Annotated in this window: 21 protein-coding genes; 16 read left to right on the plus strand and 5 right to left on the minus strand. The window is 53.0% G+C overall.

The genetic code is table 11. The features are described from left to right. Positions 1-17 precede the first annotated feature (17 nt). The 4 genes from pdxJ (at position 18) to nagZ (ending at position 2,852) form a co-directional block, all read left to right on the plus strand. Positions 18-746 (plus strand): pyridoxine 5'-phosphate synthase, encoded by a 729-nt coding sequence (gene pdxJ / locus DKK66_RS15730; RefSeq protein ID WP_045847957.1) that lies wholly within the window; start codon positions 18-20, stop codon positions 744-746. 5 nt (positions 747-751) lie between these two features. Further along, on the plus strand, positions 752-1,315 hold the full coding sequence (locus DKK66_RS15735; RefSeq protein ID WP_131359585.1) for a metal-dependent hydrolase: 564 nt from the start codon (positions 752-754) through the stop codon (positions 1,313-1,315). After that, positions 1,312-1,692, plus strand: coding sequence for a holo-ACP synthase (gene acpS / locus DKK66_RS15740; RefSeq protein ID WP_131359587.1), 381 nt, complete (start codon positions 1,312-1,314; stop codon positions 1,690-1,692). Before DKK66_RS15735 ends, acpS begins: the two co-directional genes overlap by 4 nt. Positions 1,693-1,769: 77 nt before the next feature. Next, entirely contained in the window at positions 1,770-2,852 is a 1,083-nt protein-coding gene (gene nagZ / locus DKK66_RS15745) for a beta-N-acetylhexosaminidase (RefSeq protein ID WP_131359589.1), read from the plus strand. Positions 2,853-2,913: 61 nt separating this feature from the next. On the opposite strand, the gene DKK66_RS15750 is transcribed toward nagZ, so the two are convergent. The 5 genes from DKK66_RS15750 to DKK66_RS15770 form a co-directional block, all read right to left on the minus strand. Further along, the gene (locus DKK66_RS15750) at positions 2,914-4,074 is read right to left on the minus strand and encodes an HD-GYP domain-containing protein (RefSeq protein ID WP_045847961.1); all 1,161 of its coding nucleotides are present in this window, start codon (positions 4,072-4,074) and stop codon (positions 2,914-2,916) included. Positions 4,075-4,200: 126 nt separating this feature from the next. After that, entirely contained in the window at positions 4,201-5,334 is a 1,134-nt protein-coding gene (locus DKK66_RS15755; protein ID WP_131359591.1) for an HD-GYP domain-containing protein, read from the minus strand. An 86-nt stretch (positions 5,335-5,420) separates the two neighbouring features. Next, complete coding sequence (gene hrpA, locus DKK66_RS15760) at positions 5,421-9,362, minus strand: ATP-dependent RNA helicase HrpA (RefSeq protein ID WP_131359593.1); 3,942 nt, start codon at positions 9,360-9,362, stop codon at positions 5,421-5,423. A 112-nt stretch (positions 9,363-9,474) separates the two neighbouring features. After that, on the minus strand, positions 9,475-10,950 hold the full coding sequence (locus tag DKK66_RS15765; protein WP_131359595.1) for a methyl-accepting chemotaxis protein: 1,476 nt from the start codon (positions 10,948-10,950) through the stop codon (positions 9,475-9,477). Positions 10,951-11,395: 445 nt separating this feature from the next. Continuing rightward, positions 11,396-11,674 carry a hypothetical protein gene (locus tag DKK66_RS15770; RefSeq protein ID WP_131359597.1) on the minus strand — a complete coding sequence of 93 codons (279 nt, stop codon included), beginning with the start codon at positions 11,672-11,674 and terminating at the stop codon, positions 11,396-11,398. A gap of 483 nt (positions 11,675-12,157) precedes the next feature. Here DKK66_RS15770 and DKK66_RS15775 point away from each other — a divergent pair, with 483 nt between their 5' ends. The 12 genes from DKK66_RS15775 (at position 12,158) to DKK66_RS15830 (ending at position 26,353) form a co-directional block, all read left to right on the plus strand. Next, a complete protein-coding gene (locus DKK66_RS15775) occupies positions 12,158-12,424 on the plus strand; it encodes a hypothetical protein (protein ID WP_131359599.1) in 267 nt (88 codons plus the stop codon). Between the two features lie 550 nt (positions 12,425-12,974). Next, the gene (locus DKK66_RS15780) at positions 12,975-14,804 is read left to right on the plus strand and encodes an acyltransferase family protein (protein WP_165494192.1); all 1,830 of its coding nucleotides are present in this window, start codon (positions 12,975-12,977) and stop codon (positions 14,802-14,804) included. A gap of 114 nt (positions 14,805-14,918) precedes the next feature. Then, on the plus strand, positions 14,919-16,139 hold the full coding sequence (locus DKK66_RS15785) for an outer membrane beta-barrel protein (RefSeq protein ID WP_131359603.1): 1,221 nt from the start codon (positions 14,919-14,921) through the stop codon (positions 16,137-16,139). A gap of 35 nt (positions 16,140-16,174) precedes the next feature. Then, positions 16,175-17,560: an undecaprenyl-phosphate glucose phosphotransferase gene (locus DKK66_RS15790; RefSeq protein WP_131359605.1), complete on the plus strand. Its 1,386-nt coding sequence runs from the start codon at positions 16,175-16,177 to the stop codon at positions 17,558-17,560. A 25-nt stretch (positions 17,561-17,585) separates the two neighbouring features. After that, entirely contained in the window at positions 17,586-18,395 is an 810-nt protein-coding gene (locus DKK66_RS15795) for an EpsD family peptidyl-prolyl cis-trans isomerase (protein WP_165494193.1), read from the plus strand. A 4-nt stretch (positions 18,396-18,399) separates the two neighbouring features. After that, positions 18,400-19,251, plus strand: coding sequence for a polysaccharide export protein EpsE (epsE, locus tag DKK66_RS15800; protein ID WP_207389794.1), 852 nt, complete (start codon positions 18,400-18,402; stop codon positions 19,249-19,251). Positions 19,252-19,293: 42 nt separating this feature from the next. Beyond that, complete coding sequence (gene epsF / locus DKK66_RS15805; RefSeq protein WP_131359609.1) at positions 19,294-20,703, plus strand: chain length determinant protein EpsF; 1,410 nt, start codon at positions 19,294-19,296, stop codon at positions 20,701-20,703. A 29-nt stretch (positions 20,704-20,732) separates the two neighbouring features. Beyond that, positions 20,733-21,605, plus strand: coding sequence for a chain length determinant protein tyrosine kinase EpsG (gene epsG, locus DKK66_RS15810; protein ID WP_131359611.1), 873 nt, complete (start codon positions 20,733-20,735; stop codon positions 21,603-21,605). A 64-nt stretch (positions 21,606-21,669) separates the two neighbouring features. Then, on the plus strand, positions 21,670-23,298 hold the full coding sequence (gene xrtB / locus DKK66_RS20215) for an exosortase B (protein WP_165494194.1): 1,629 nt from the start codon (positions 21,670-21,672) through the stop codon (positions 23,296-23,298). Between the two features lie 140 nt (positions 23,299-23,438). Further along, a complete protein-coding gene (locus DKK66_RS15820) occupies positions 23,439-24,506 on the plus strand; it encodes a glycosyltransferase (RefSeq protein WP_165494195.1) in 1,068 nt (355 codons plus the stop codon). A 5-nt stretch (positions 24,507-24,511) separates the two neighbouring features. After that, complete coding sequence (locus tag DKK66_RS15825) at positions 24,512-25,177, plus strand: hypothetical protein (RefSeq protein WP_165494196.1); 666 nt, start codon at positions 24,512-24,514, stop codon at positions 25,175-25,177. 87 nt (positions 25,178-25,264) lie between these two features. Beyond that, entirely contained in the window at positions 25,265-26,353 is a 1,089-nt protein-coding gene (locus DKK66_RS15830) for an acyltransferase (protein WP_131359616.1), read from the plus strand.

Raw genomic sequence — 26,353 nt, forward strand, 5'->3', positions numbered from 1 at the left:
GCCAACAGGAGCTGAACATGATTTTGCTTGGTGTGAATATCGACCACGTTGCCACCCTGCGCCAGGCGCGCGGCACCCGCTACCCCAGCCCGATCGAAGCGGCGCTGGTGGCGGAAACCGCCGGTGCCGACCTGATTACCCTGCATCTGCGCGAAGACCGCCGTCACATCCAGGATGCCGACGTGGTGGCCATGCGTCAGGTCATCAAGACCCGCATGAACCTGGAAATGGCGATGACGCCGGAAATGCTGGCCAATGCGCTGGCCGTGGCACCGGAAGACGTATGTCTGGTGCCGGAAAAGCGTGAAGAAGTCACCACCGAAGGCGGCCTGGATGTGCTTGGTCACTATGCAGATGTCTGTCATTACACCGAAACCCTGCAACAGGCCGGTATCCGGGTGTCCATCTTCATCGACCCGGATCGCGCGCAGATCAGCAAGGCTTTCGAAGCCGGTGCCCGCGTGATCGAACTGCACACCGGAGCCTACGCCGACGCCGTACATGCCGCTGAACGCGAAGCGGAACTGGCACGCATCCGCGGTGCGGCCGCCTTTGCCGCCGAGCTGGGCATGGTGGTGAATGCCGGTCACGGACTGAATTATCACAACGTCAAGCCGATTGCCGCCATCCCGCAAATCACCGAGCTGAACATCGGCCATGCCATCATCGGTCAGGCGGTGTTCGTCGGCCTGGATCGCGCCGTGCGCGACATGAAAGCCCTGATGCAGGAAGCCCGTCAGGGCTGAGCCGCATGCCCACCATCATCAGCCACGGGCTAGCCGGGGCCACGCTATCGCGTCTGGCGAGTGCTGGCTCTGCGGCAGCCTCACGCACCGATGGTCTGAAGGTATTGCTGCTGTGCGCTGCGGCGGCCATGCTGCCGGACCTGGACGTGGTCACCTTCAAGCTTGGCATTCCTTATGCCAGCCCCTGGGGGCATCGCGGTGTGTCGCATTCCTTGCTGCTGGCCCTGCTGGCAGCGTTGTTGCTGGCTGCTTGCAGCCGCGGTGTGTGGCAGCGTCTGGGTTGGTCCTTGCACTCGGCCTGCTTGCTGCTGTTTGCCGTCATCGCCAGTCATGCCGGACTGGATATGCTGACCGATGCCACACATGGCCCGGCCTTGTTCATGCCGTTCGACATGCAGCGCTATCTGTTGCCGTGGCGGCCGATTGAAGGTGCTCCCATCTCGCCCCGCCTGTGGCTGACTGCCAAGGGCTGGCGCGTGGTCTATACCGAGTTGCTGTATGTCTGGCTGCCTTGCCTGATGTTATGGGTGTTGAGAGTCAGATTTGAACGGTGCAAGGAGCCCGCATGATCTACGGCATTGGCACGGACATGGTGGAAATCGCCCGCATGCAGGGTCTGCTGCAACGCTGGGGTGACAAGGCCGGCCGGCGCATTCTGGCCCAGGCCGAAATGGCGGATTTTCTGCAGTCCCGCGACCAGGCGCGCTTTCTGGCCAAGCGTTTTGCCGTGAAAGAAGCGCTGTCAAAGGCGGTTGGCACCGGTGTGGTGGACCCGGTGCTGTTGACTGCCATTGCGGTCAGCCATGACGAACTGGGCAAGCCGCAACTGGTCTTTTCTGCTGGCTTGCAGGCTTTTCTCAGCCAGCGTGGCATTGTGCGCAGCCATGTTTCCATTACCGACGAGCGGGAACACGCGCTGGCTTTCGTCGTGCTGGAGCAAGCCTAGCGCCGCCGGGCCCGGCCCGGTGCCATCATCAATTGAATTGCGGAGGCATGCCTTCGCACAGTCTTGGAGAATCAGCCATGCAAGTAGCGAATCTGCCGCGTGGACCGGTCATGGTGGATGTACACGGCTTTAGCCTGACCGAGCAGGAAAAAGCCCGCTTGTCCCACCCGCTGGTGGGTGGCGTCATCCTGTTCCGCCGCAATTTTCAGAACATCGACCAGCTCAAGGCGCTGACGGCGGAAATCCGCGCACTGCGCACACCCGAGCTGCTGATTGCTGTGGACCACGAAGGTGGCCGTGTACAGCGTTTTCTCGATGGCTTCACCCGTCTGCCGCCCATGAATGTGCTGGGCGAGCTGTGGCAGCAGGACGAAGCTGCCGCCCGTGCCGCTGCCGAGAATGTCGGCGTGGTGCTGGCGGCTGAGTTGCGTGCCTGCGGCATCGACCTGTCCTTCACCCCAGTGCTGGATCTGGACTGGGGCCGCTGTGCCGTTATCGGCAACCGGGCTTTCCATCGCGACCCGCACATTGTCAGCGAACTGGCCCTGGCCTTGCAGCGTGGCCTGCGGCAAGGTGGCATGTCCACGTGCGGCAAGCACTTCCCTGGTCATGGTTTTGTTGCTGGCGACAGCCATTTCGTGATGCCGCAGGACGACCGCACGCTGGCTGAGCTGGAAGCAGACGACTTGATTCCGTTTGCCCGCCTGGCAGAGGCTGGCATGGGGTCGGTAATGCCGGCGCATGTGGTGTACCCGGCAGTGGACAGCCGCCCGGCGGGCTTCTCGCCGGTATGGCTGCAAGACATCCTGCGCGGCAAGCTGGCTTTTGATGGCGTCATTTTCTCCGACGACCTGGGCATGGAAGGTGCCGCTGGCGCAGGCAGCTTTGTCGAACGTGCCGAAGCTGCACTGGCGGCAGGCTGCGATATGGTGCTGGTGTGCAATCAGCCGGAACGTGCCGATGAAGTGCTGGCCGGGCTGCAGCCGCCTGCCCAGCCGCGTCTGGCCGAGCGTTTGCAGCGCATGGCCGGGACCGGAGACATTACCGGCTGGCAGCAGGCAATTCTCAGTCCGGCCTTTGCTGCGCGTCAGGCAGAGGTGAAGGCGCTGGCCATTCCGCAAAACGTGTTGCAGGGGCCGGCTGTGGGTGAGGCCAGTTAATCGCGTTGATTCAAGCAAAAAGCCGGCAAATGCCGGCTTTTTTGATTTTGCAGCTGAAAGTTCAGTTGGGCTGGGTACGCCACAACCGTGCCAGATGAGAAGGCCGCACGCCTGCCAGCGTGGCCGGGCAGGGTGCCACCACCTTGTGTGCCGGTTGGCTGGTGTCGCGGATCAGGGCATCGATATATGCCGGGCCGTCACTGCGGCGAATGGCAGCCACCTGCGGTTCGCTGGCTTTTTCACGGCGCGCCAGCACCACACCGATTTCATCATTGGCCAGTTTGACAAAGCTGCCGGGCGGGTAGATGCCCAGTTCCTTGATCAGCAGGGTGGTGTAGGCCGGGTCGAATTCGTGGTCCTTGCGCTGGAAAATATGCCCCAGGGCGGCAGCGGGCACCATGCCGGCACGGTAGCTGCGCGGGGTGAGCTTGGCGCAGGTGATGTCGGCCATGTGCAGCATGTGTGCCAGCGATTCGATCTCGCCACGCCCCAGCCCGTAGGGGTAGCCATTGCCCAGCCAGGATTCATGGTGGGTCTGTACCAGCCAGTGCCATAGCTCATCGCTCACCCCGGCTTCACGCAGGATGGCGGAACTCATCAAGGGGTGGCTGGCGATTTCGTCCTCTTGCTGTGGGCTGAGCGCTTCCTGTTGATGGTAAAGCGCGTTTTGCAGCTCGCAGATGGACATGTTCATGGTGAGCGCGGCAGACAGCATGGAGGTGCGCTGCTCAGCGGACAAATCCGGAATGCGGCGGCTGAGCAAGGCCAGCAAGGCGGTGGTGTGCAGGGCATGCGCCGGGCCGTATTCATTGAATGGCACCAGCAGCAGGCTGGCAATCACGCCGTCCGGGTGTTGCTCGGTCAGCCGCACGATGTCGCGCACCACCAGCGATACCTTGCGCGGGAAGTCCTCCAGCTGCATGGCATAGCTCAGCAGGGTACGGGTGCGCTGTTGCAGGAAGGCCATTTCATGCAGCACACTTTCGCGCACCATCATGGTGTCCGGCTGTTCCGGCAGGTTGATGGCATCCAGACGGTTGCCGTCCACCGAATAACCCATTTCCAGCAGCTTTTCGCGCTGGCGGTCGCTCAGTACGAAATGCCCCTTGCGCAGCAACAGCAGGCCGTTCTTGGCATAGACATCCAGTGGTAGTTCCTTGCCCATGTGAATCTGGTCGGGCGCTACCTTGTCCTGTAATTGGATCTTGAAACGGGTGTTCATGCTGAGCGTGTCGTCGGCTGGGTTGGCAAGTGGCTACTGAACTTAAGGCCAGCTGCGATTATAGGCCGATGCGCCTGCCCTTGCATGGTTTTTACCTTGCCCCTTTTCCTTGTCAGTAAAGGGGTTTCAGTATTTCCACAGCCCGGCCAGAAAGGAAATGCGCACACCCGACATATGCGCCGGGCAAGGCGAGATGATCTTGTAGGCCGCGTGGCTGGTTTCACGCAGCAATACCTCGGCATAAGCCGGGCCATCGGCCTTGCGCAGCGCGGCCACTTGCGGCTCGCTGGGCTTCTGGCGACGCGCCAGCACCACGCCGATTTCGTCGTTGGCCAGTCGGACAAAGCTGCCGGGTGGATAAATGCCCAGCTCGCGGATCAGCATGGTGGTGAAGGCGGCATCAAAGTCCACATCCTTGCGCTGGAACAGCTGCCCCAGCGCGGTGGCCGGCAGTTGTGGCGGCCGGTAGCTGCGCGGCGCCAGCTTGGCGCAGGTGATGTCGGCCAGGTGCAGCAAATGGGCTGGCGGTAGAATTTGCTTGCGATCCAGCCCGAAGGGGTAGCCCTTGCCATGCCAGTTTTCGTGGTGGGTCTGGATGAGTGCATGCCACAAATCGTTCTCGATGCCGGCCTCACGCAGGATGGCCGAGCTGAGCAAGGGGTGCTCGTGAATGGCGGCATGCTGTTCTGCTGCCAGTGCGCCCTGGTGGCGGAACAGTTCGTTTTGCAACTCCACCTGGGCAATATTCATGGTGAGTGCTGCGCACAGCAGGATTTCCCGATGATCTGCCGGCAGTTTCATCTGCCGGGTAATCAGTGCCAGCAGCGCAGTGGTATGCAGCGAGTGGGCCGCCGCATAATCCTGGAAGGGCAGCAGCAGCATGGCGGCGATCAGCCCGTCCGGATGCCGTTCGCACAGTGTCATCACCGCCTGGGCGATGCTGCGCACCCGTCCTTCCAGTCCGGGACGGCCCAGCGCATGTTGCAACATGCTGCGTACGCGTTGCTGCAGGAAGGCAACTTCTTCGAACAGCAGCTGGTTCTTGTAGCCTTCTGCGTCGGTCTTGTCCGCCGGCTTGGGTTCTTCGGCGTGTTCGGCAAAACCCAGCTTGATCAGCCGGTGCTTCATGTCCGGCGTCAGCACATAATGCCCGCGCTTGAGCAGCAGAATGCCGTTTTTGGCATAGACATCCATCGGCAATTCCTTGCCGATGGAAATGGCGCTGGACTTCAGTTTGTCAGACAAGGAGCGATCTGGCATGGCACACCGTTAGCGTTGAATGGCCAAATTATATAGATATACCAACATTTTCACTCATGCATATCGGGTGAAAATGTTGATAATCATCATTGTTTGGGTAAATCCTGCCATGCCTTTTGCAAGCGCTTCACCGAAACCGGATAAGGCGTTTTCAACTCCTGGGCAAACAGGCTGACGCGCAGTTCTTCCAGCTGCCAGCGGAAATCCAGCAAGGCGGCAGATGGTTCGCCGCGCTCGCGCTCATCTGCCAGCCGGGCTTCCCACTTGTTCCACAGCTCGCGGATTTCTGCCGCCCGCTGGCCGTCGCGCTGCGGGTTGGCCGGCTGCTTGTCCATGCGCAGGCTCATGGCGCGCATGTAACGGGTGAGGTGCGGCAGTTGTGCCCATGGCGTGGCCTGCAGGAAGCCGGGGTAAACCAGGCGGCTCAATTGCTGTTGTAGCTCATTGCCCAGGCGGTGCTTCTGCATTTTGGTATACAGCACCATGTATTCGCTGCCGATCTGGCTCAAATACTGCGTGACTGCCTGAATCACTGCCGGCAGTCGGGTACGGGCACGGGTTTTCTGCTCGTTGAAGGCTTTTTCGCTGCGCGGCAGCGCGTCTTCGCCAATAAAGGCACGGTCGCAGATGCAGGCAATGGCATCGGCCAGCAGTACATCCGCATTGGCCACATTGCGCAGGTTCAGGCCAATCTGGGTCATGCCGGACAGGCCCTTGCCCAGTTGCTTCATCTGCTCCTTCAATTGCAGTTGCAACAGGCGGATCACCCCGGCGCGATGGTGGCGTTCGGCTTCGGGCTGGGTATCGAACAGGCGGATGGCCACCTTGTCTTGTTCCAGCGTCAGCGCCGGATAGCCGGTAAGCTGCTGGCGGCCACGGGCAAACTGGATGCTTTCCGGCAGATCGCCAAAGTCCCAGCTGCTGACATCATCCCGTTCAAAATCGGCGCTGCTGTCACGGAAGGTCAGCTGGGCGGCCTGGCCAAACTGTTTTTGCATGGCAAGCAGGTCGCGGCCCAGGCCGATTTCCTGCTTGCCGTCGTCGATGATACGGAAGTTGAACAGCAGGTGTTCCGGCAACTCCTGCTTGTTGAATTCGTCGATGTCGACCTTGACGCCACCGGTTTCGCGCAGGATGAAGCGCGCCAGCTGCGGCGCAATGGGCTGCTGCAGGTCCGGATTGCTGCTGAGGAAACGGGTGACAAAGTCCGGCACCGGCACGCAACAGCGTCGCACCTGCTTGGGCAGGCCCTTGAGCAGCTGTTGCAGCTTGTCGCGGATCATGCCCGGCACCAGCCATTCAAACGGAGCGGGTTGCAGACGGTTGAGAATGGCCAGCGGCACATCCATGGTGACGCCATCCAGCGGGTGCTTGGGTTCAAAGCGGTATTTCAGCCGCAGCTTGCCGTCTTCCAGTTCCAGCCATTCCGGGAACTGGTTTTCCGTCACATGCTGGGCAGCGTGACGCATCAGTTCCTCGCGTGTCAGGTGCAGCAGCCTGGGTTCGGTTTTTTCCGCTTCCTTGCGCCAGGCTTCAAAGCTGGCGGCATCCACTACCGTAGCCGGAATGCGTTCGTGATAGAAGGCATACAGCGCTTCTTCATCTACCAGCACGTCCTGACGGCGCGCCTTGTGTTCCAGTTGCTCCACTTCGCGGATCAACTGCTGGTTGCGCTGGAAGAAGGGCGCATTGCTGACGTAATCCATGTTCACCAACGCCCCGCGGATGAACAGCTCGCGGGCTTCTTCCGGCGCAATGCGGCCATAGCTCACCGCCCGGCGCGGAATCAGCGTCAGGCCGTACAGGGTGACGCGTTCGCTGGCCACCACTTCGCCGCGGCTCTTTTCCCAGTGCGGCTCAAAGTAGTGGTACTTCACCAGATGGGGGGCCAGTTTTTCCACCCATTCCGGCTCGATCTTGGCCACGCAACGGGCGTAAAGGCGGGTGGTTTCCACCAGCTCAGCTGCCACCAGCCACTTGGGCTTGCTCTTTTTCAGGCCGGAACCTGGGAAAACATGGAAGCTGACGCCGCGAGCGCCCTGGTAGTCGTCGCCTTCCAGATTCTTCATGCCGATATTGCCCACCAGGCCGGTAAGCAGCGCCTTGTGCAGGTTTTCATAGGCCACGGCGTCCAGTTGCTGGCGTTTTTTCTGCGACATCTGGGCATCGGGCTGCTCGGCATCGGCATGGGCTGCTTCGCGCTTGATCAGGCCCAGTTCGCTGGCAATCTCCGCCAGCTGGCCGTGCAGCTCGCGCCATTCGCGCAGGCGCAGATAGGACAGGAAGTGCTCGTGGCAGGTGTTCACCAGCAGGCGGTTTGACTTCTTGTGCTTGATGGCTTCGCTGAAGAAGTCCCACAAATGCAGATAGGACAGGAAGTCGGACTTTTCATCATTGAAGCGGGCCTGGGCACGCTCGGCGGCTTCGCGCGCTTCGAAAGGGCGCTCGCGCGGGTCCTGGATGGATAGCGCCGAAGCGATGATCAGCACCTCGCGCATGCAGCCGAAGTCGCGGCCCGCCAGCAGCAGGCGGCCCACTTTCGGGTCCACCGGAATGCGCGCCAGCTCCTTGCCGATCGGGGTCAGTTCGTTGCTGTCGGTTACCGCGCCCAGCTCGGTCAGCACCTGGTAGCCGTCGGCAATCAGGCGGCTGCTGGGGGCTTCCAGAAAGGGGAAGGCATCCACCCGGCCCAGGCGCAGCGCGGCCATGCGCAGAATCACCGCTGCCAGGTTGGAGCGGACGATTTCCGGGTCGGTAAACGCCGGACGAGCGTTGAAGTCCTCTTCGCTGTACAGGCGCACGCAGATACCGGCTTCCACCCGGCCACACCGGCCAGCCCGCTGGCGCGCGGCGGCCTGGGAAATCTTTTCCACCTGCAGCTGTTCCACCTTGGCGCGCGGGCTGTAGCGGTTGATGCGCGCAAGGCCGGTGTCAATCACATACTTGATGCCCGGCACGGTAAGCGAGGTTTCCGCCACATTGGTGGCCAGCACGATGCGCCGTCCGCCGGATGGCTTGAAGATTTTCTGTTGGTCCTCGTTGGACAGGCGGGCAAACAAGGGCAGGATTTCATAACCGCGAATGCCGGACTTGCGCAGCTTTTCCGCCGTTTCGCGGATTTCGCGCTCACCGGGCAAAAACACCAACATGTCGCCAGCACCCTGGCGCGACAGCTCGTCAGCGGCGTCGACAATGGCGTCTTCCATTTCCATTTCGCGCTCGTCTTCGTCGCGCTGCTTGAGCGGGCGATAACGCACTTCCACCGGGAAGGTGCGGCCGGAGACTTCAATCACCGGTGCGCCATCAAAATGGCGAGCAAAACGGTCGGCGTCGATGGTGGCCGAGGTGATGATGATTTTCAGGTCAGGGCGGCGCGGCAGCAGCTGCTTGAGAAAGCCCAGCAAGAAGTCGATGTTGAGGCTGCGTTCGTGCGCCTCGTCGATGATGATGGTGTCGTAGGCTTCCAGATAGCGGTCGGTCTGGGTTTCCGCCAGCATGATGCCGTCGGTCATCAGCTTGATGACGGATTTCTCCGACAGCTTGTCGGTAAAGCGCACCTTGAAACCGACATGCTCGCCCAGTTGCGAGCCCAGCTCCTGCGCAATGCGGGTGGCCACCGAGCGTGCGGCCAGACGGCGCGGCTGGGTGTGGCCGATCAGCCCGTACACGCCACGGCCCAGCTCCAGGCAGATTTTGGGAATCTGCGTGGTTTTGCCCGAGCCGGTTTCGCCGCAGATGATCACCACCTGATGTCCGGCAATGGCGGCCTTGATGTCGTCCAGCTTCTGGTTGACCGGCAGGGCAGGGTCAAACTGCGGGCGCGGCATGTGCTGACGGCGGGCATCGGCGCGGGCCGTCGAGCGTTCCAGCTGGGCACGGACATCATCCAGCAGCTTGTCGGCCGGCTGGTTTTTTTTCAGCCGTTCAGCCACATCATTCAGCTTGCGTCGCAGGCCGTGGCGGTCGCGCAGCAGGCAATGGGCAAGGCGGGATTTCAGTTGGGACAGTTGCTGAGCTGGGGTGGTCATCGGGCAAAGAGCACTGGTTTACACAAGCCGGGCAGTATAGCAGAGGGGGGAGGGGGACAAAATGCAAAAGACCGCCAGTTGGCGGTCCGGGCATGATGAGGCCTTGTGGCGACTAGCCGGCGTGCTGGGCCTGCGAGCTGCGACCCAGATCATCCAGCAACTGGTCCAGCCGCTTGATGGCATCGGCAATGGAGCGGGTTTCGGTGGACAGCGAGCGAGTGGATTCGCCCACCGCGGTAATGTCACCGGCAAACTGGGCAAAGCCCTGGTTCTGGCTGCTTTCCGCCCGGGATACTTCCTCCAGCAGGCTGGCCAGCTGGCGGGTTTCCTGAATGATGCCTTGCAGGTTCTGCTGCGCCTCCTGCGCATTGCTGCGCCCGGCCTGCATCTGGCTGTTGCCGTCACGCATGGCGATGATGGCCTGATTGGTGCCATCCACAATCAGCTTGATCTTGGTTTCGATATCCAGCGTGGCGTTCTGCGTGCGCTCGGCCAGCTTGCGCACCTCGTCTGCCACCACGGCAAAGCCGCGCCCCATTTCACCAGCGCGGGCAGCTTCGATGGCGGCATTGAGCGCCAGCAGGTTGGTCTGGTCGGCAATGTCACGAATCAGCTGCACGATGCCGTTGACCTCGGTACTGCGCTGGCCCAGGTCTTCCAGCTTGCTGGCGGCATGGGAGATGACTTCCCCGGCGCGGCCCAGCTGCAATACCGCCTGGTCCATCACCTGGCCGCCGCTGCTGGCCGCCTCGCCTGCGGTTTGCGCCAGCCGGGTGGCGCTGTCGGACTGGGCGGCGTTCTGGCTGGTGACGACCGCCATCTGCTGTGCCACCACCATCATGTCTTCGGCACGGCTGCGCTGCTCGGCCATGGTTTGTGCCATCAGCCCGGTGCTGTCGGCAATGTCGCGGCTGGCGCTGGAGGCAGCGCGAATGGAGCGCGCCACCTGTTCCATCATCTCGCGCATGGCGCGGCTGGCCTGCTCGGACTCGGCGCGTGCCTGTTCCAGCTTTTCCAGGCTTTTTACCTTGGCCTTGTCAAAGGCCATGGCCAGCGACAACACCACGATGGTGAGGCCGATCAGCGACTTGGCTTGCAGTTTGGGAATTTCGGCATGGTCGATCGGCACCGGTGGTAGCGCACCGGGGTCGGACGACAGCAAAAAGAACAGCCCGATAGCCAGAATGGTCAGCACCATCCACACCATGCCGGAGCGGCGGGTAGCCACGAAAATGGCGGTAAACGGAATGGAAGCAAACCACACCACGCTGGTGGACATGATGCCGCCGTTGACATACACCATCCAGCACACCATCACGAACATGCAGCTGGTAATCAGCTCGGCACAAAAACGCAGTGCGCCGGTGAGTTTCAGCAAGAGTGGCGCCAGCAACAAACCCAGCCCGCCCAGTGCAATGCCGGTGCCCATGGCCGGGTGATTCAGCATGAAGTACTCGATGGAAAACAGCGGGGCAATACAACCGGCCAGCAGGCCAACGCCCACCGTTGTGCGTGCGCCAATGGCCTGGGCGGGGGATTGGCGGATGGTTTCCGGTATGAACCAGTCGGTAACGGACTTGGCAGTCATGTGGTGAGTCTCCCTCGTTGTGTCTTGATTTGTAAGTATTGTTTTGTTTTTTACGCCCTATTCCAGGCGATTGGCTAATGTAAAACAACTGTTTGAAATCGGCAATCGTACTATTTGCTGAGCACGTGCCAGCGGGGTGCTCAGTCAGAGAGGGCTGTGTATTTTTAGCTTTGCAAGGGAGTGGCAGCGTGTGACGTATGGAGAAGCCATCTCCATGGGCAAAGCGTTGGTCGCTGGCTTGGCCCTAGGATGGCAGCCTGCGGCAATGGAGCATGCGGTGGCTCTGTTGAGACTCTCGCAATGTCGGAGTGCGAGCAGCAAGCCATCTGAAAAGAATCACCAGGAAGTCAGATTTGGGCTGGTGCAGTGTTTGTTTCGACGCTAACAACAACCCGGCTTGCCTATTTGGCAGCCGGGTTGTTTTACATGGGTGAATTGCGTGGGTTTAAGCCAGTAAATGCTGCTGTTGCCGCTGCAAACCCAGCAAGCCCTGCATCAAGTGATTGCGGTAGGCATCAGACGGATGCAGAGCCAGCAAGGCCATCACTGCCTCCAGCGTCTGGGCCTGCTCCCGTAATGCCGATTCCAGCTGGGCAAAGCTATGTGCCAACTCCTGCACCGGGCTGCGCAGCGCGGCAAAGCGGTCCTGCTGGAGCATGGTCTGCAGCAGGACGATGTGTTGGCGCATCAGGGGGAGGATGGGTGTGGTGGTTTGGTGTGTCATGAGCTGCGCCCTCCCCTTGGTTGGCATAGGGCGGAGGCGGCAAGCAAGTAAACAGGGAAAATCATGAATGGTCTCCTGGAATGTTTACCTGCCGCCCGACGCCAATCGGGGGTGGCAGGCACATGGCAGGATTGGCGTACCGTAACCAGGAACGGCGCCTCGTAAGAGGCTCCCACCATGGCCCGCCATAGAAGACGTGCAATGGTGTACGGACGCGACAAAGCATGGGCTTTGACCAAAGTCCGTCTGATTACAGGACGCCAATCCTGATGCCGCTATTGAACGGCACGGAGGGGATTATCTAGTGCAGGGAGAGGGAAGGCAAGGTTCACCACTGCCAGGGTAGGCGGAAGCAGACCGCGCTACCTGGCGTGACGAACGACGCATGTCGGTGATGAGGCGGAAAAGCCAGGCAAGGACGGACATTGCAATGAATGCTCATTGGCAACATGTAAAAGCGGAAAGTCTGCAAGGGGCGAACAGGTGCTGAGCACCCTCACCATCCGCTGCAAAAACCTGTCAAAACAAGCGCAACAAGTTTGCTGCATCAAAGCAGGGCACTACATGGCTGCCGGCGATGAATACAGCTTCTATCAAAGCCGGGCATGTACAAGCCAGCATGATCAAGTGGCGGCGATTCCGTTGGCAGCGTATGGGATTGAAACAATCCTGACCACGACGCAACAGGATGAGTTGCTCAAATTCGAAGCAAATCATTTTAATTTGAAACAAATGCGCCTGAATCCGTAGCTGAGGCAAAGAAAAACGACCGTATGGCTGGTGGTGTGGAGTGTGCTTATTTGCCTGCAATTTAAACAAACCTACGAACAAAACACGTCTTTACTAGTTTTCACAGGATGTCCATCAGTAACTATACGTATTTGGCGAGGTGAGGAAAATTTAGCTTTGATTAGCATGTATTTAAAATGACAAACCGATTTGAAAACCAACAGCGAATTTGACGACAATTTTGTTGCAGCGCAAAGATTCATTTTGATGTGCGGCTGAAACTTTGTTAACTTCTGCAACTGACAGAAAATGCAGTGTCTGCGCCCATCAGACAAGCAATATTGCTATTTAATGATTTACTTAAATTCAGCGAAAAGAAGGTGTGGTTTTGTTGGAAACATCATAAGAGTAGAGCTAAAAATTATAGGCCAGAGGTTGATGGATTCAGTGCTATTGCAGTAGTACTTGCTAACTAAGTGAGTGCGCACCCATTTAGTGATTTGCTGGTCTCTTATGTTGCTTATGAATATTTAAATTCATTGAAAATAAAAATAGTTGGAGTAATAAAACAGTGAAGTACAGATCAGATATAGATGGTTTGCGTGCACTGGCAGTCCTGTCGGTTGTGCTATTCCATTTTGGTTTTCCGGGTTTTTACGGTGGTTACGTTGGTGTAGATATATTTTTTGTAATATCCGGGTACTTGATATCAGGAATTATTATTGATGAAGCCGAGAGTGGAAAATTTAGTGTAGTAGAATTTTATCGTCGGCGGATTATCAGAATATTTCCTGCACTGTTTGCAATGCTGGTAATTGTTGCTTTGGTTGGTAGTTATGTTTTACTACCAGATGAATTGCTTGATCTGGGTGGGCAAATTTTAGGCGCATCTTTTTTTTATTCCAATGCATACTTTTTTAAGACGGCTAACTATTTTGGTGGTGATGCACATGCAAAGTTTCTGTTGCATACGTGGTCACTGTCAGTTGAGGAGCAGTTTTACATAGTTTGGCCATTCTTGTTGGTTTTGTTTCATAAAAATAGAACGATTAGTAAAAAAGGAATTGCAGCAGTTTTTGTAATTTCATGCATACTGCTATCGCAGTATCTTGTATCTATTGATCAGTCTTTCGCATTTTACATGATGCCTGCTCGGATTTGGGAGTTTGGGGTTGGGGCTGTGGCGGTTTATGTGGCTCGTGGTAATAAATTGGATGATCGTACTTCAGTATTTTTAGGACTGGTTGGTCTTTTGGCTATATTGATTCCGGTCAAGATGTATAACGAGCAAGTGGTTTTCCCGGGGTTTTCAGCTTTGCCACCATGTATTGGTACGGCATGTATTCTTGCAACAAATGGACGTGGATTTGCTAGTAAATTTATCTCGAATGATATTTTTACATTTTTTGGCAAAATTTCATATTCTCTATACTTATGGCATTGGCCGGTGGTTGTATTTGCGTCGGTGTTCTATTTTCATGAGCTGAATCTGGTTGGTAAGGTTGTTCTTTTCGTTATTTCAGTAGTGTTGGGTTACTTGTCTTGGCGTTTTGTAGAGCAACCGGTGCGCGTGAGTGCGAAAAAAATTAATGCAAAACTTGCATTTAAATCAGCCGGCTTATTATTTGCATTTTCCTTGTTAGCTGTGTTGGTTGTGAATCAGGATAGTGGGTTGAAATGGCGCTTTGATGGTAGGCAGAATAGAATTGCAACTTATATAAGTTATCATGGAGATGAAAAATATAGAGAAGGTAGCTGTTTTGTTGTTCAGAAAGGGGAGTCTTTTGATGCAAAAAGATGCTTATCAATTTCTGATAAGAAAAAAAATATTTTGATCATTGGTGATAGCCATGCAGCTCACTTGTGGCCTGGTTTTAAGGAAAAATTCTCTGACTATAATATTCTGCAAGCAACTCATACGGGTTGTCGGCCATTGATAGACAATCGTAAGCATGGAGACTGCGAAGAATTCTATAATGTGTTTTTACATGATTGGCTCAAAAGTAATAAGGTTGATATTTTAATAATGGCGGGTCGTTGGGCTAGGCAGGATATGAGTATCCTGCCTGCTACGATTAATGAGTATAAAAAATATACGGATAAGTTGATTTTGATAGGCCCTGTTCCACAGTACGTGTCATCCCTGCCAAGATTGTTGGTATGGAAAGGAGATGAAGCTGTGTTGAATACGTCGATGCTGAAAGATGCCATTTTTTTGGATCCGCAAATGGCTAATATCGCAGAAAAGAGAGGGGTAAGCTATATTTCCCCGATTTCGTTGTGGTGCAAGAATGGAAAATGCTTAACTGAAATAGATAATGTCCCTGTTCAATTCGATTATGGTCACTATACGGTTGAAGGGTCGATTGAGTTTGCTGGGATGCTTAATTCTATTTTGTAGTAGGGAATTTATTTCTTTGATGATTAGTTATTTGACTTTGTAGAATTGTTTAGCATGGTCGTAGTGTAAAATAGCTACGACGATACATGGCGGTATGGAATAATAGGAGGTTGTGTGTCCGATTTTAAGTGGTCAATGGCACTGATTGCTGGTTTGGTATCATATGCGGTTCATGCTGCAAGCTATGTGGGAGTTGAACAGCAGTCGGGTCTGCATCCCTATGCACAATACCAAGTGAATTACAGTAATAACATTTTTGATGTGCAAGATGCTAATGCCGCTCAGTCCAAATACGGGACCAGCAGAATGTCAGACACGGTGCAGTCAGCAACACTGGGTTTGCTCTACAACCAAAGCTATGGCAGGCAGCAAGTGCAATTGGGTGTTTCGGCTACGCATAACAAGTATGATTATTTTTCGCAATACAGCAATAATGACAAGAAACTGAACTCATCATTAGCCTGGGTAATAGGCAGCAAGTTGACTGGTCATGTAAGTTATGATTATTCGCAAACATTGACGCCGTTCAGGTATTTTCAGGTGACTGAAAAAACAATGACCAGCTATGCAACGGCCAATGCGGATGCCGTATGGAGCATTGCGAATCATTGGGGGCTGACTGCCGGAGTGACTTCGGTACGTTCTGATTATAATAATGCGCAACTTAATCAGTACGATTACACAAGCCTGGCTGCTAGTGTTGGGGTGCTGTATAAAACAGTGCAAGATAATGAATTTGGACTATATGCCAAATCCACCAATGGCAGTTATCCTAATACAACAGTTGTTAATGGAGCGACCCTGGATAACTCCTATTATCAGGATGAATATAATCTCAAGGCACGCTGGGTTCCCAAGAGTGATTTGAGCTTTGATCTGGAGGGAGGTTGGCAAACCAGACGCCGCAAGGATACGGATGTCGGTAAATATAGTGGCCTGAATGCCAGGTTGAGCAGCTATTGGAAGGCTAGTGGCAAGTCTACCCTGGGTGTCAGTGCATGGCAGACGTTTAGTGGCTTGACCGAGGCTGATGCCAACTTTGCCCTGTCCAAAGGCTATGCTTTGTCCTGGCGTTATGCGCTGACAAGCAAGGTGTCTTTCTTGTCCCAGTATCGTTATGAAAACAGAAACTACAATGGTGTTTCCATTATCTCCGGTGTTTCACCTCTGGGCAGGAAAGATACCTATAAAAAGGCGAGTGTAGATATGACTTATAACGCTTATCAAAAGCTGGCCTTCCTGATGTCGCTGCGTAAAGAGAATAATGCTTCCAATATCAATGGCAGCAGTTATTCGGCGTTGGGTGCTAGCATTTCTGCAAAATATACGTATTGAGGGTGGTGTAAATGCTGAGTATGTATGACAGAACGATGCAGCATAATAATAAGCCTAGTGCTGTTTTTTCCTTGTTGCATCGTTTTTTCGAGCCGCTGCTGATCGCGGTCTATTATCTGCTACTTAATTTCATTGTTGCTCGAACTGTCAATGAATACCATATTGATATCGCCATTGTTATTTTCTTCCTGGCGTCTTATATCTTTGGCTGGATGAGTACAGCAAGGGCACGTCATGGTATTACCTTTAATCTGCTACGCGATTCCGTGCTGGATTGGGGTTTTGTCCTGCTTGCCTTTTATGCGGTCACCTGGTTAAGCCATCTGGATGACCATGTTGATGCAGGAATCTTGCACTTCTGGTATGTGAGCGTGGCACCCATGCTGATTGCCAAGCGTGCCTTTCTGATTCATGTGATTCATCGCTATCACCTGACTGGGCAGGTACAGAAGGCGGTCATTATTGGGGTCAATCCGGCCTCCTTGAACCTGGCCAAGCGTATTCATGATTATCCGTCGCTGATGGTTAATCTGGTTGGTTTTTTTGATGATCGCGGAATGGAGCGCCAGCCGGAAGGTGCAAATATCGAGTTGTTGGGTGGAATGAAAGATGTGGTTGAGTTCTGCCGCAAGCAGAATATCAATCAGGTATATATCAGTATGCCCATGTCCGCGCAGCCGCGTGTGATGGAGTTGCTGGATGGATTGCAGGACACAACGGCTTCTGTTTACTTCATTCCCGATATTTATATTTTCAATTTGATCCGTGCTCGTTTCGACTATATCGGTGGTGTGGCAGTAATGGCAATCTGCGAAACGCCATTTATCGGCTTTAACAGTATGGTGAAACGTGTATCGGATATTGTGCTGGCTTCTATCATTCAGGTTCTGTTATTGCCTGTGATGCTCTGCATTGCCATTGCCGTCAAGACAACGTCCAAAGGCCCCATTATTTTCAAACAGCGGCGCTATGGACTGGATGGTGAAGAAATTATCGTCTACAAGTTCCGTTCCATGCGGGTAATGGAGGATGCGGCAGTGGTTACCCAGGCCAGCAAGGGTGACCCGCGGGTGACCAAGGTAGGGGCATTCTTGCGTAAGTCCTCACTGGACGAGTTGCCGCAATTTTTCAACGTGTTGCAAGGAAGAATGAGCATTGTCGGTCCACGGCCGCATGCGGTCGCGCACAATGAATTGTATAGAACCCAGATTAAGGGCTACATGTTGCGACACAAGGTCAAGCCCGGTATTACTGGCTGGGCTCAGGTAAATGGCTTGCGTGGTGAAACCGAAACGCTGGACAAAATGCAGGCACGTATCGAATTTGACCTGGAGTATCTGCGACGTTGGACTTTGTTATTCGACCTGAAAATCATTCTCAAAACAGTGTCCATCGTGTTGAAAAAAGAAAATGCGTATTGATGCTTGTGCCAGTTTAGGGGATAGCATGAAAAATAATGCACTGAGTAAGCAATTGGGCATTTGCTTGTTGTCGGTAATGTTGTTGACTGCGTGTAACAAGCCTGGCAATTCTGGTCAGGTTTTAGCCAAAGTGGGTGATGCCGAGCTGACCGTAAACCAGCTGAATGCCGAATTAGCCTCATTGCCACAGCCTTCCAAGGCTGTGGCAATGGAAAATTTGGTATCGCGCCAACTATTGGTCAATGCTGCTGTGGGTAAAAAGCTGGATCAGGATCCTGGCGTTCAAATGCAGATTCAACGTGCACGTGATGCTGTGCTTTCCCAGGCCTATATTCAGCAACTGGTGAGTGAACCACCGAAGGTGACGGATGCTGAAGTCAATGATTTTTACCAACAGAATCCTGCAAAATTTGCCCAGCGGACCGAATTCCAGTTTCAGCAACTGGTTTTGGAAAGTGATAATGTCGATGAAGGTTTGCAAAAGACAGTGCAAGCCGGCAGCTGGGATGAGGTTTCCTCTTACCTGGTACAGCATGGCTTGAAATACCAACGACAAATGGTGTGGAAGTCCAGCGCTGAACTACCTGCAGAGTTGCTGGAAAAGATAAGGAATATGCAGCCAGGCATACTGTTCACCGTTAAAGAACCAAAGCTTACAATTGTTGCAGTTATCCGTAACAAGTATAATGACCCGGTTGAAATCAGCGATGCCAAAGAGACGATTCGTCGCGTATTGGAGCAGAAAAAAGTGCAAGAAACGCTGACAACGCATCTGCAGCAATTGAAAGATGCTGCCAAGGTAAGTTATACCGAGCAAGCTAAGTCATTGAAATAAGAAGATGTTTGCCCTGTGGTGCCAAACACCTGTCTTTATTAAATTGAAACCTGATTGGACTTGTTCCATGCAAAAAATTCTTTTCCTGTTCCTGGCGCTGTTTCTGTTTGTGGCGAAAGCAGCCAGTGCTGGTGATTTGCCTTTAGGGCCTGGTGATATTGTGCGTATCACCATTTATGGCGATACCAATCAGCCAACTGATACCCGTATTACGGATAGCGGAGATGTAACCGTCCCGATGATTGGCCCTGTTCAGGTGGGGGGGCTGTCCACACCAGAAGCGGAACGCAAGGTTGCACAATTGCTGCGTGACAAGGGGTATATGAAAGACCCGCAGGTCAATATTCTGGTTACTACGGTGAATAGCCAGTTGGTATCGGTGATTGGTCAGGTGAACAAGCCTGGCCGCATCGTGCTGGATAATGGCCGCACTGTAACCGATATGGTGGCCAGTGCCGGTGGCGTGACGCCGGATGGTGGTGACATGGTTACCCTGATCCGCAATGAAAACGGTAGCAGCGTCAAATACCAGATTGATCTGTATGAGCTGTCGCATGGGGGAGACCCGCAAAAAAACCTGCGGGTGAAAAAGGATGACGTAATCATTGTTGAACGTGCATCGCGCTTTTTTATCTATGGCGAAGTGCAGCACCCTGGTGCCTTCCGGCTGGATCGTGGCACGAATGTGCTGCAGGCAGTTGCCTTGGGTGGCGGCCTGACTGACAAGGGCACCATGCGTGGGCTGGAAATCAAGCGCAAGGATGCGGATGGCAAGTTACAGAAAATCAAGGACATCAACGAGGAAACTGTTTTGCTGCCAGACGATATTGTGTACGTCAAGGAAAGCTGGTTCTGAATATTTTAACTACACAGTTTCCAATTGAGCGCCGGGAGTTTTATGGATATTGAACAGTTGTTACTCATTTTGCGGGCACGGAAAAAGACAATCATCAAGGTATGGTTGTCCGTGCTTGTTCTTGTTGTGGTGGCCAGCCTGGTTTTCCCAAAAACCTATAAAGCCAGCACCAGTCTGGTGCTTAACTTCAAGGGTTTTGACCCTGTTTCCGGTATTAACCTGCCTGCGCAATTGACACCGGGCTATGTACCAACCCAGATTGATATTATCTCCAGCAAGCGTGTTGCGTTGCGTGTGGTTGACCTCCTAAAGCTGGACAAGTCTGCTGCGTTGAAGGATTCATTTCAGGAGCAAACAGCAGGGGATGGCAATTTCAAGGACTGGATTGCTTCCATGCTGTTGCGCAAGCTGGATGTTGTTCCGTCCAAGGACAGTAATGTCCTGGAAATTACTTACAAGAGTAATGACCCCAAGTACGCAGCTACCATGGCCAATGCATTTGCATCGGCATATCAGCAATTGAGTGTTGAGCTGAAAGTTGAACCCTCGCAACAAGCGCAGGAATATTTTGCGGGTGAAATCAACCGTCGCAAGGCCATTTACGAAGCCGCGCAGCGCAAGTTGTCCCAATATCAGCAAGAAAACGGCATTGTTAATGTAGATGACCATTACGATGTGGAAAATGCCCGCCTGAATGATTTGTCCAGTCAGTTGGTGCAAGCACAGTCCCAGGCCATGGAAGCCACATCGCGTCGTGCCCAGGTAAGAGGCGGTGGTAACTCCTCTCCGGATGTCACCAATAACACCCTTATACAAAACCTGAAAGCCAGCCTGGCAACTTCCCAGTCCAAACTGGCGCAGTTGTCGGAGAAGCTGGGTACCCGCCATCCGGATTATCTGGCGGCCAAGGCAGATGTTGATAATCTGCAAGCCGAGCTGGACAAGCAAACCCATATTGCATCCACTGCGGTGGGCGGCAGTGCTCAAATATATTTGCAGCGTGAAGGGGAGCTGCGCAGTGCAGTGGCCGCGCAAAAATCCAAAGTGCTGGATTTGAACCGCAAGCGGGATGAGCTGGCAGTATTGAGCCGTGAGCTGGATAGCGCCCAAGAAGCGTTCAAGTCTATCAGCGCACGTGCAACACAGGTCAATCTGGATGCACAAGCGGTGCAATCTGATGTGGCAGTATTGAATCCCGCCACCCCTCCGGTTGCGCCATGGGCCCCCAAGCTGCCGCTGAATGTTGTTTTGGCAGCCATTGCCGGTGCTTTGTTGGGCGTGGTTGTCGCCTTGGTGCAAGAGTTGTCCAGCCGCCGACTGCGCTCGTTGAATGAAGTGCTGGCTTTGCAATTGGGCCCCAATCTGGCGGTCATCGATGATTTCAATCGCAGCGAGTTGCCTTTGTCGGGCAAGAAAAAGCGCTTTGCTTTTTTCCGCAGTAAAAAATCGTGATGAATGCATCCCGGATCGAAAGTAGGAACATGACACAAACAAATGCATTCGGTTTCAGTTCTGCCAGTCGTCTGCAAGGACGTTCCATTGGCGTCATCCTGGTTGAAAGCGGCCGCTTGAGCCCCGAAAACGCAGAACGCATCCTGCAACTGCAAAAGGAAAAGGGCTTGCGTTTTGGTGATGCAGCCATGCAATTGGGCTTGCTGAGTCAGTCGGATATTGATCTGGCCTTGTCAGACCAGTTTGATTTTCCCTATTTGCAGGCAGGCAAGAGCAATGTCAGTGAAGAAGTGGTAGCGGCCTACAAGCCGTTTGACAGGCAAATTGAAAAGTTGCGCAGCCTGCGTAGCCAGTTGATGCTGCGCTGGTTTGAAGACAAGCAGAATCAACCCACCTTGTGCATCGCTGGTACTCAGCGCGGCGAGGGCAGGAGTGTACTTGCCGCAAACCTGGCCGTCATTTTTTCCCAGTTGGGTGAAAAAACCTTGCTGATTGATGCCGATATGCGTAATCCGCGCCAGCATGCGTTGTTTGGCATCAGCAATTCCCATGGTCTTGCCGCTGCACTGACTGGCCGCGCCAATGAGCCTTTGCATGCCATTGCAGGTTTGCCAGGTTTGCACATTCTGCCTGCGGGTAGTTCCATCAATGCGCAAGAGCTGCTAGGCCGGCCGGCTTTTGCCCAGTTGCTGGCGGAGTTTTCTGCTGTCTTTGACGTGATTCTGATCGATACCCCAGCTTCCAGCGAGTACGCAGATATCAGCACTATTGCTGCGCGTACCGGCGCCGCCCTGGTTGTAGTTCGTCAGAATCACAGTCTCGCGGCTGAAGTGAAAGAGCTTGGAAATGTACTGAATCAGGGTAGTGTCAATGTTGTTGGCACCGTACTGAACAACTACTGATTCCGGTTTATTGCTTTATTGGTAAAGGTGGGCTATGGCCCACCTTTTGGTTATCAGAAATGGCATGATGATGAATCAGGCAAAAGTTGTTTACAGCCAGCTGAATAAAATACCCGGGGCGGTGTTTTATCTGCTGTTAGCCGGTTTTTTCATGCCCACATTGCTGGATTTGTTGCATGGCCCTTGGGGTAGCGAGAAAAACGCACATGGCCCAATGGTGCTGATTGTTTCCATTGTTTTTTTTGGTATCAAGTACAAGCAGTCCGCGCAAAATAAACAACTGTTTTTGCAACCAGATCATTTAAAAGCCTGGTTTTTTATTTTTACTGGTTTGTTGTTTTATATATTTGGCAGATCGCAGTTTATTTTTCAGTTTGAAGTATCAGCCTTTATCGTCATTCTGTTAGGTTGCTTTTTGTTGACGCATAGCTGGAAATCCAGCCATGCCATGTGGTTTGCATTTTTCTTCATGCTATTCATGGTGCCGTTGCCAGTAACCTTTGTGGATATGGTGACCATGCCCATGAAGATGGCGGTTTCCTGGGCGAGTCAGGCTGTATTGTTCAAGTTGGGTTACCCGATTGCACGTGATGGTGTCATTCTGACAATCGGGCCATATCAGCTATTGGTGGCAGATGCATGTGCGGGATTGAACTCCCTGTTTACTCTTGAGGCAATGGGCTTGCTGTATTTGAATATCAACCAGCACCAGTCCTGGATGAGAAATGCCGTGCTTGGCGTGCTGATTGTGCCCATTTCTTTCATCGCCAACGTGCTACGGGTAATCATTCTTGTGTTGATTACTTACTATTTTGGCGATGCAGCAGGCCAAAGTTATTTGCATGGTTTTGCCGGTATTGTCCTGTTTGTCAGTGCGCTGCTCATCATCATGGGAGTGGATAGCCTGATCCAGCGTTGGGTTGGCAAAACGGTGCGTACAGAAGTGAAAGACAAGGCGGCAAAGCCTGCCTTGCCAGAAAGGCAGGTTGTTGCAAGTGTGCTATTGGCTTGCTGCTTTGTTGCCGCGTATCTGTTGGCTAGCTATTTGCAACCACAGGTAAGCCACGACGGAGCTGTACCGCAATTCGAGAAACTGTTACCCGAGCGTTTTGCGCAATGGCAATCGGTTCCGGCATTAGTGCCGCAAGTTGACCTGACCACTAATACTGAGGCCGGTAATGACTACGACAAACCCTATGATGCGGTGTTGATGCGCTCATACAAGGATAAGACCGGCCATGTTGTCATGTTGGCTATTGCCTATGCCAAGCAGCAAACGCAGGAAATCAAGATTCATCGCCCGGAGTACTGCTATCACGCTCAGGGTTTTACCGTGGCACGGCAAGTTCCCGTCACCCTGGAGGTAGGTACGCAGCAATTGGCGGGTAATGGCCTGTTGGTACGACGTAATGGACGTAATGAATGGGTGCAATACTGGATACGTATCGGTTCTGGCTTCCCCCGTACAGGTATGGATACCCGGTTGCAATTATTGAAAGAAAGCATGAAAGGCCATGTGCCGGATGGGATTCTTATCCGGGTATCCAGCCTGATACATGATGATGCTGAAATTCCACAGCAGACTGCGCTACAACAGAAATTTCTGCAAGACATGCTGGGAAGTATTGCGGCAAATGAATTGCCGGCTTTGCTCGGCTCGCCTGACGCAACTTCTCCTTTGAATAATAAATAATTGATTAGTGGGTTTTGATAATGAAATGTTTGTGGATTGCCAGAGAGATTCCATTTCCGGCCAATAGCGGCGACCGTATTTACAGCGCCTTTTTGTCGCAGGCATTTGCAGCCAGTAATGGTGGGCTTACCTTTGTCGCATTGGAAAACGAAGGCGAAAAAGCCGAGTTTGATACCTCTTTGGTAAAGCTCATTACCGTAGGTGGTGGGCGTTATTCACTCTTGCGTGGCTTGCTCAGCTCCATGCCGCTGGTGAGTGCTGTACATGCAACGCAGCCCTTTCACCAGGCCATGGATAAATTGTTTGCTGAAGAGTGGGATGTCATTGTGTTCGACCACTATGCATCTGGTTGGGCATTGCAAAAGTACCTGCGCAAGGTGGGCAAGCAGAGCAGGGCAAAAATGGTGTACATCGCCCACAACCACGAAGAAAAGGTATTGCGTGCGGTTGCCGCCGAGTCCAAGACTTCATGGGTGAAAAAGCTGGGTTTCTGGCAAAACTACTTCAAGGTAAAAGCCATGGAGCGCTTCATGGTGGAGCGTGTGGATGTGGTTACCGCCATTACGGAAGAAGACAAACAAACCTTCCTGCAGAACACCCCAGGCAAACATATCGAAATCCTCACGCCGGGTTACTCTGGCCGTGTGGTTCAGCAAAGAACGCTATTGGAGAGCGACCCGATGAGCGTGGTCATGCTGGGTTCTTTCCATTGGGCTGCGAAGCAGGAAAACCTGCGTCAGTTTCTGAGAATTGCCGACCCCATATTCTTGCAGGCCGGCGTTACTTTTCACGTTATTGGTAGCATGCCGCAGGCATTGCGTGACGAGCTGCTACCCCAGCTCAAAGCCAGTAAGTTACACGGCTTTGTGGATGACCCGGCAGCCATTCTGGATGCTTCCCGTATAGCGCTGGTACCAGAAGCCATTGGTGGTGGTTTCAAACTCAAGTTCCTGGATTACATCTTCCAGCGTTTGCCGGTTGCCACGCTGGAGGACGCTGCATCAGGCCTGCCGGATGAAATACGGGCACAAATGATTTGCAGTAAAACACATGAGCAGATGGCACACGATATCGTGGCCAGTATTGTTGATATCAAGCGCTTGAATGCCATGCAGGAAAATGCGTTCTCGTTGGCTAGCAATCTGTTTCTATGGGCCGATCGAGGGGATGCCTTGTTGAATGCCGTGAGTGCACCGGAAAAGCAGTAGGTGAAATGATGACCGCTAAGAAAAACAAGATAAAAATGGTTCTGACACGTCTGGTGTCTTATTTGCCTACTAATACACTCCGTTTGATGGGCTACCGTTTATTTTCCTACTCGTTTGGGCAGGGCTGCAAGGTAGATTGGGGGGTATGGATTTGTGTGGATGGCTTTACAGCAGGTAACAAGCTTTCCATCCGTCGCAGAACGCGGATATTGGGGCCGATAAGCGTTGACTTCAAGAATAATGTTCTGGTGGGCCGAGGAAATCGAATCGAATGTGGCTGGTCGGCAGCAGACCCATCCAATGCAAGTAAAAACTATGCACGGTCATTCAAAGTCGGGGAGAACTGTCTTTTGCATGAGGACCATTTGTTTGACGTCTATGGCTCCATTCATATTGATGATGGTAGTTGGGTGGCAGGTTTTGCCTCGCAATTCCTGACACATGGAGCCAGTGCCGTGGACCGGGATATCTACATCGGGAAATCCTGTTATGTGGGTTCCGCTGTGCGTTTTGCACCAGGAGCTAGTATCGGCAATGAATGTATTGTTGGCATGGGGGCTGTTGTAACAAAGAAGCTGGAAGATGATCGCTGCATTCTTGGTGGCGTTCCGGCTCGGGTGTTGCGTCAGCGTGAAGCTGATGATGCATTTGTTTTTGTGAAGGCTTGGTAGGTTTCTTTTCTATAGATGAGTCTCACTATAGGTGCCCTATCTATAAAACCTGGCACATTAAATTAATATATACTGTCTGCTATATAAATGAAACGTATTGTTGAATTGGATGGCTTGCGAGGTGTCTTGGCTTTGTGGGTCGTTTTATATCATATGTGCTCAACACTTCCAGCTATTAAGCATATTCTTAGTGGCTACTTTCCCATTGTTATGGAAGCATGGTTTCCTGTTGATGTATTTTTCATGATGAGCGGCTTTGTAATGATGCATGTTTATGGAGAGCAGTTTGCATCTAATGTGTCAGTAAGCCGTTTTAAGCATTTTATGGTGGCGCGTTTTGCAAGACTCTACCCTGTACATGCATTTTCATTGCTTTGTCTATTGTTCATCATGCTGCCTGGTTTGATACACGAGGCAGGCTTTTATTCCTTGGATGGGCGATATTCTATTGGTACTTTGGGTGCGTCGTTTCTCTTATTGCAGGCTCCTTGGGTGTTGATTCGGACTTGGAATTATCCGGCATGGTCAATTAGTGCGGAATGGCATGTTTATGTTTTGTTCCCGTTGTTAATGATGACAATCAATAAGTTGGGCAAAAGAACAGTTATTTTTTCTATTGTACTGCTCACTGCTTTTGTTTTTCTGCTTTACTGTAGTTTAATTGGTAATGAGAAGTATCCGACAAATGGTTTGGCGGTGATGTTGAGGGTTGTTCCATTATTCTATTCGGGAATGGCGCTTTATCGCCTTTTGTCTGAGTCGAATGGTTTGGTACAAGTCCATCTTTTTCCTGCTTTTTTGATTGCAGCATTTTTGTTTTTTCTTCTTTCTAATGGTCAACTTTCGACATTTGCTGTGTTTTTTGTTCCAGTTCTGATTTTTCTAACCTTGTCTAATTCTGCTTTTTCTAAAGTGTTTGGTTCAAAATTTTCAATTTTTTTGGGCAAGATTTCGTACAGTATGTATATGACTCATGCCGTGGTTCAAGCATTGGTATTGATTGCCTTGCCTAATTTTTTGCATCGTAAATACATGTTTGATTTGGCTGCTGGATCTTTGTTTTTACAGTTGCTGTTTTTTTTGGTTGCAGTATTGCTTTCGGTTTTAATTGGTTGGTTGGTGTGTGTTCTGCTGGAAGCACCTATGCGTAGATTTGTAATTGAAAAGTTGGGTTAA

The sequence above is a fragment of the Aquitalea sp. USM4 genome (assembly GCF_004328945.1).
Classification (GTDB): Bacteria; Pseudomonadota; Gammaproteobacteria; order Burkholderiales; family Chromobacteriaceae; genus Aquitalea; species Aquitalea pelogenes.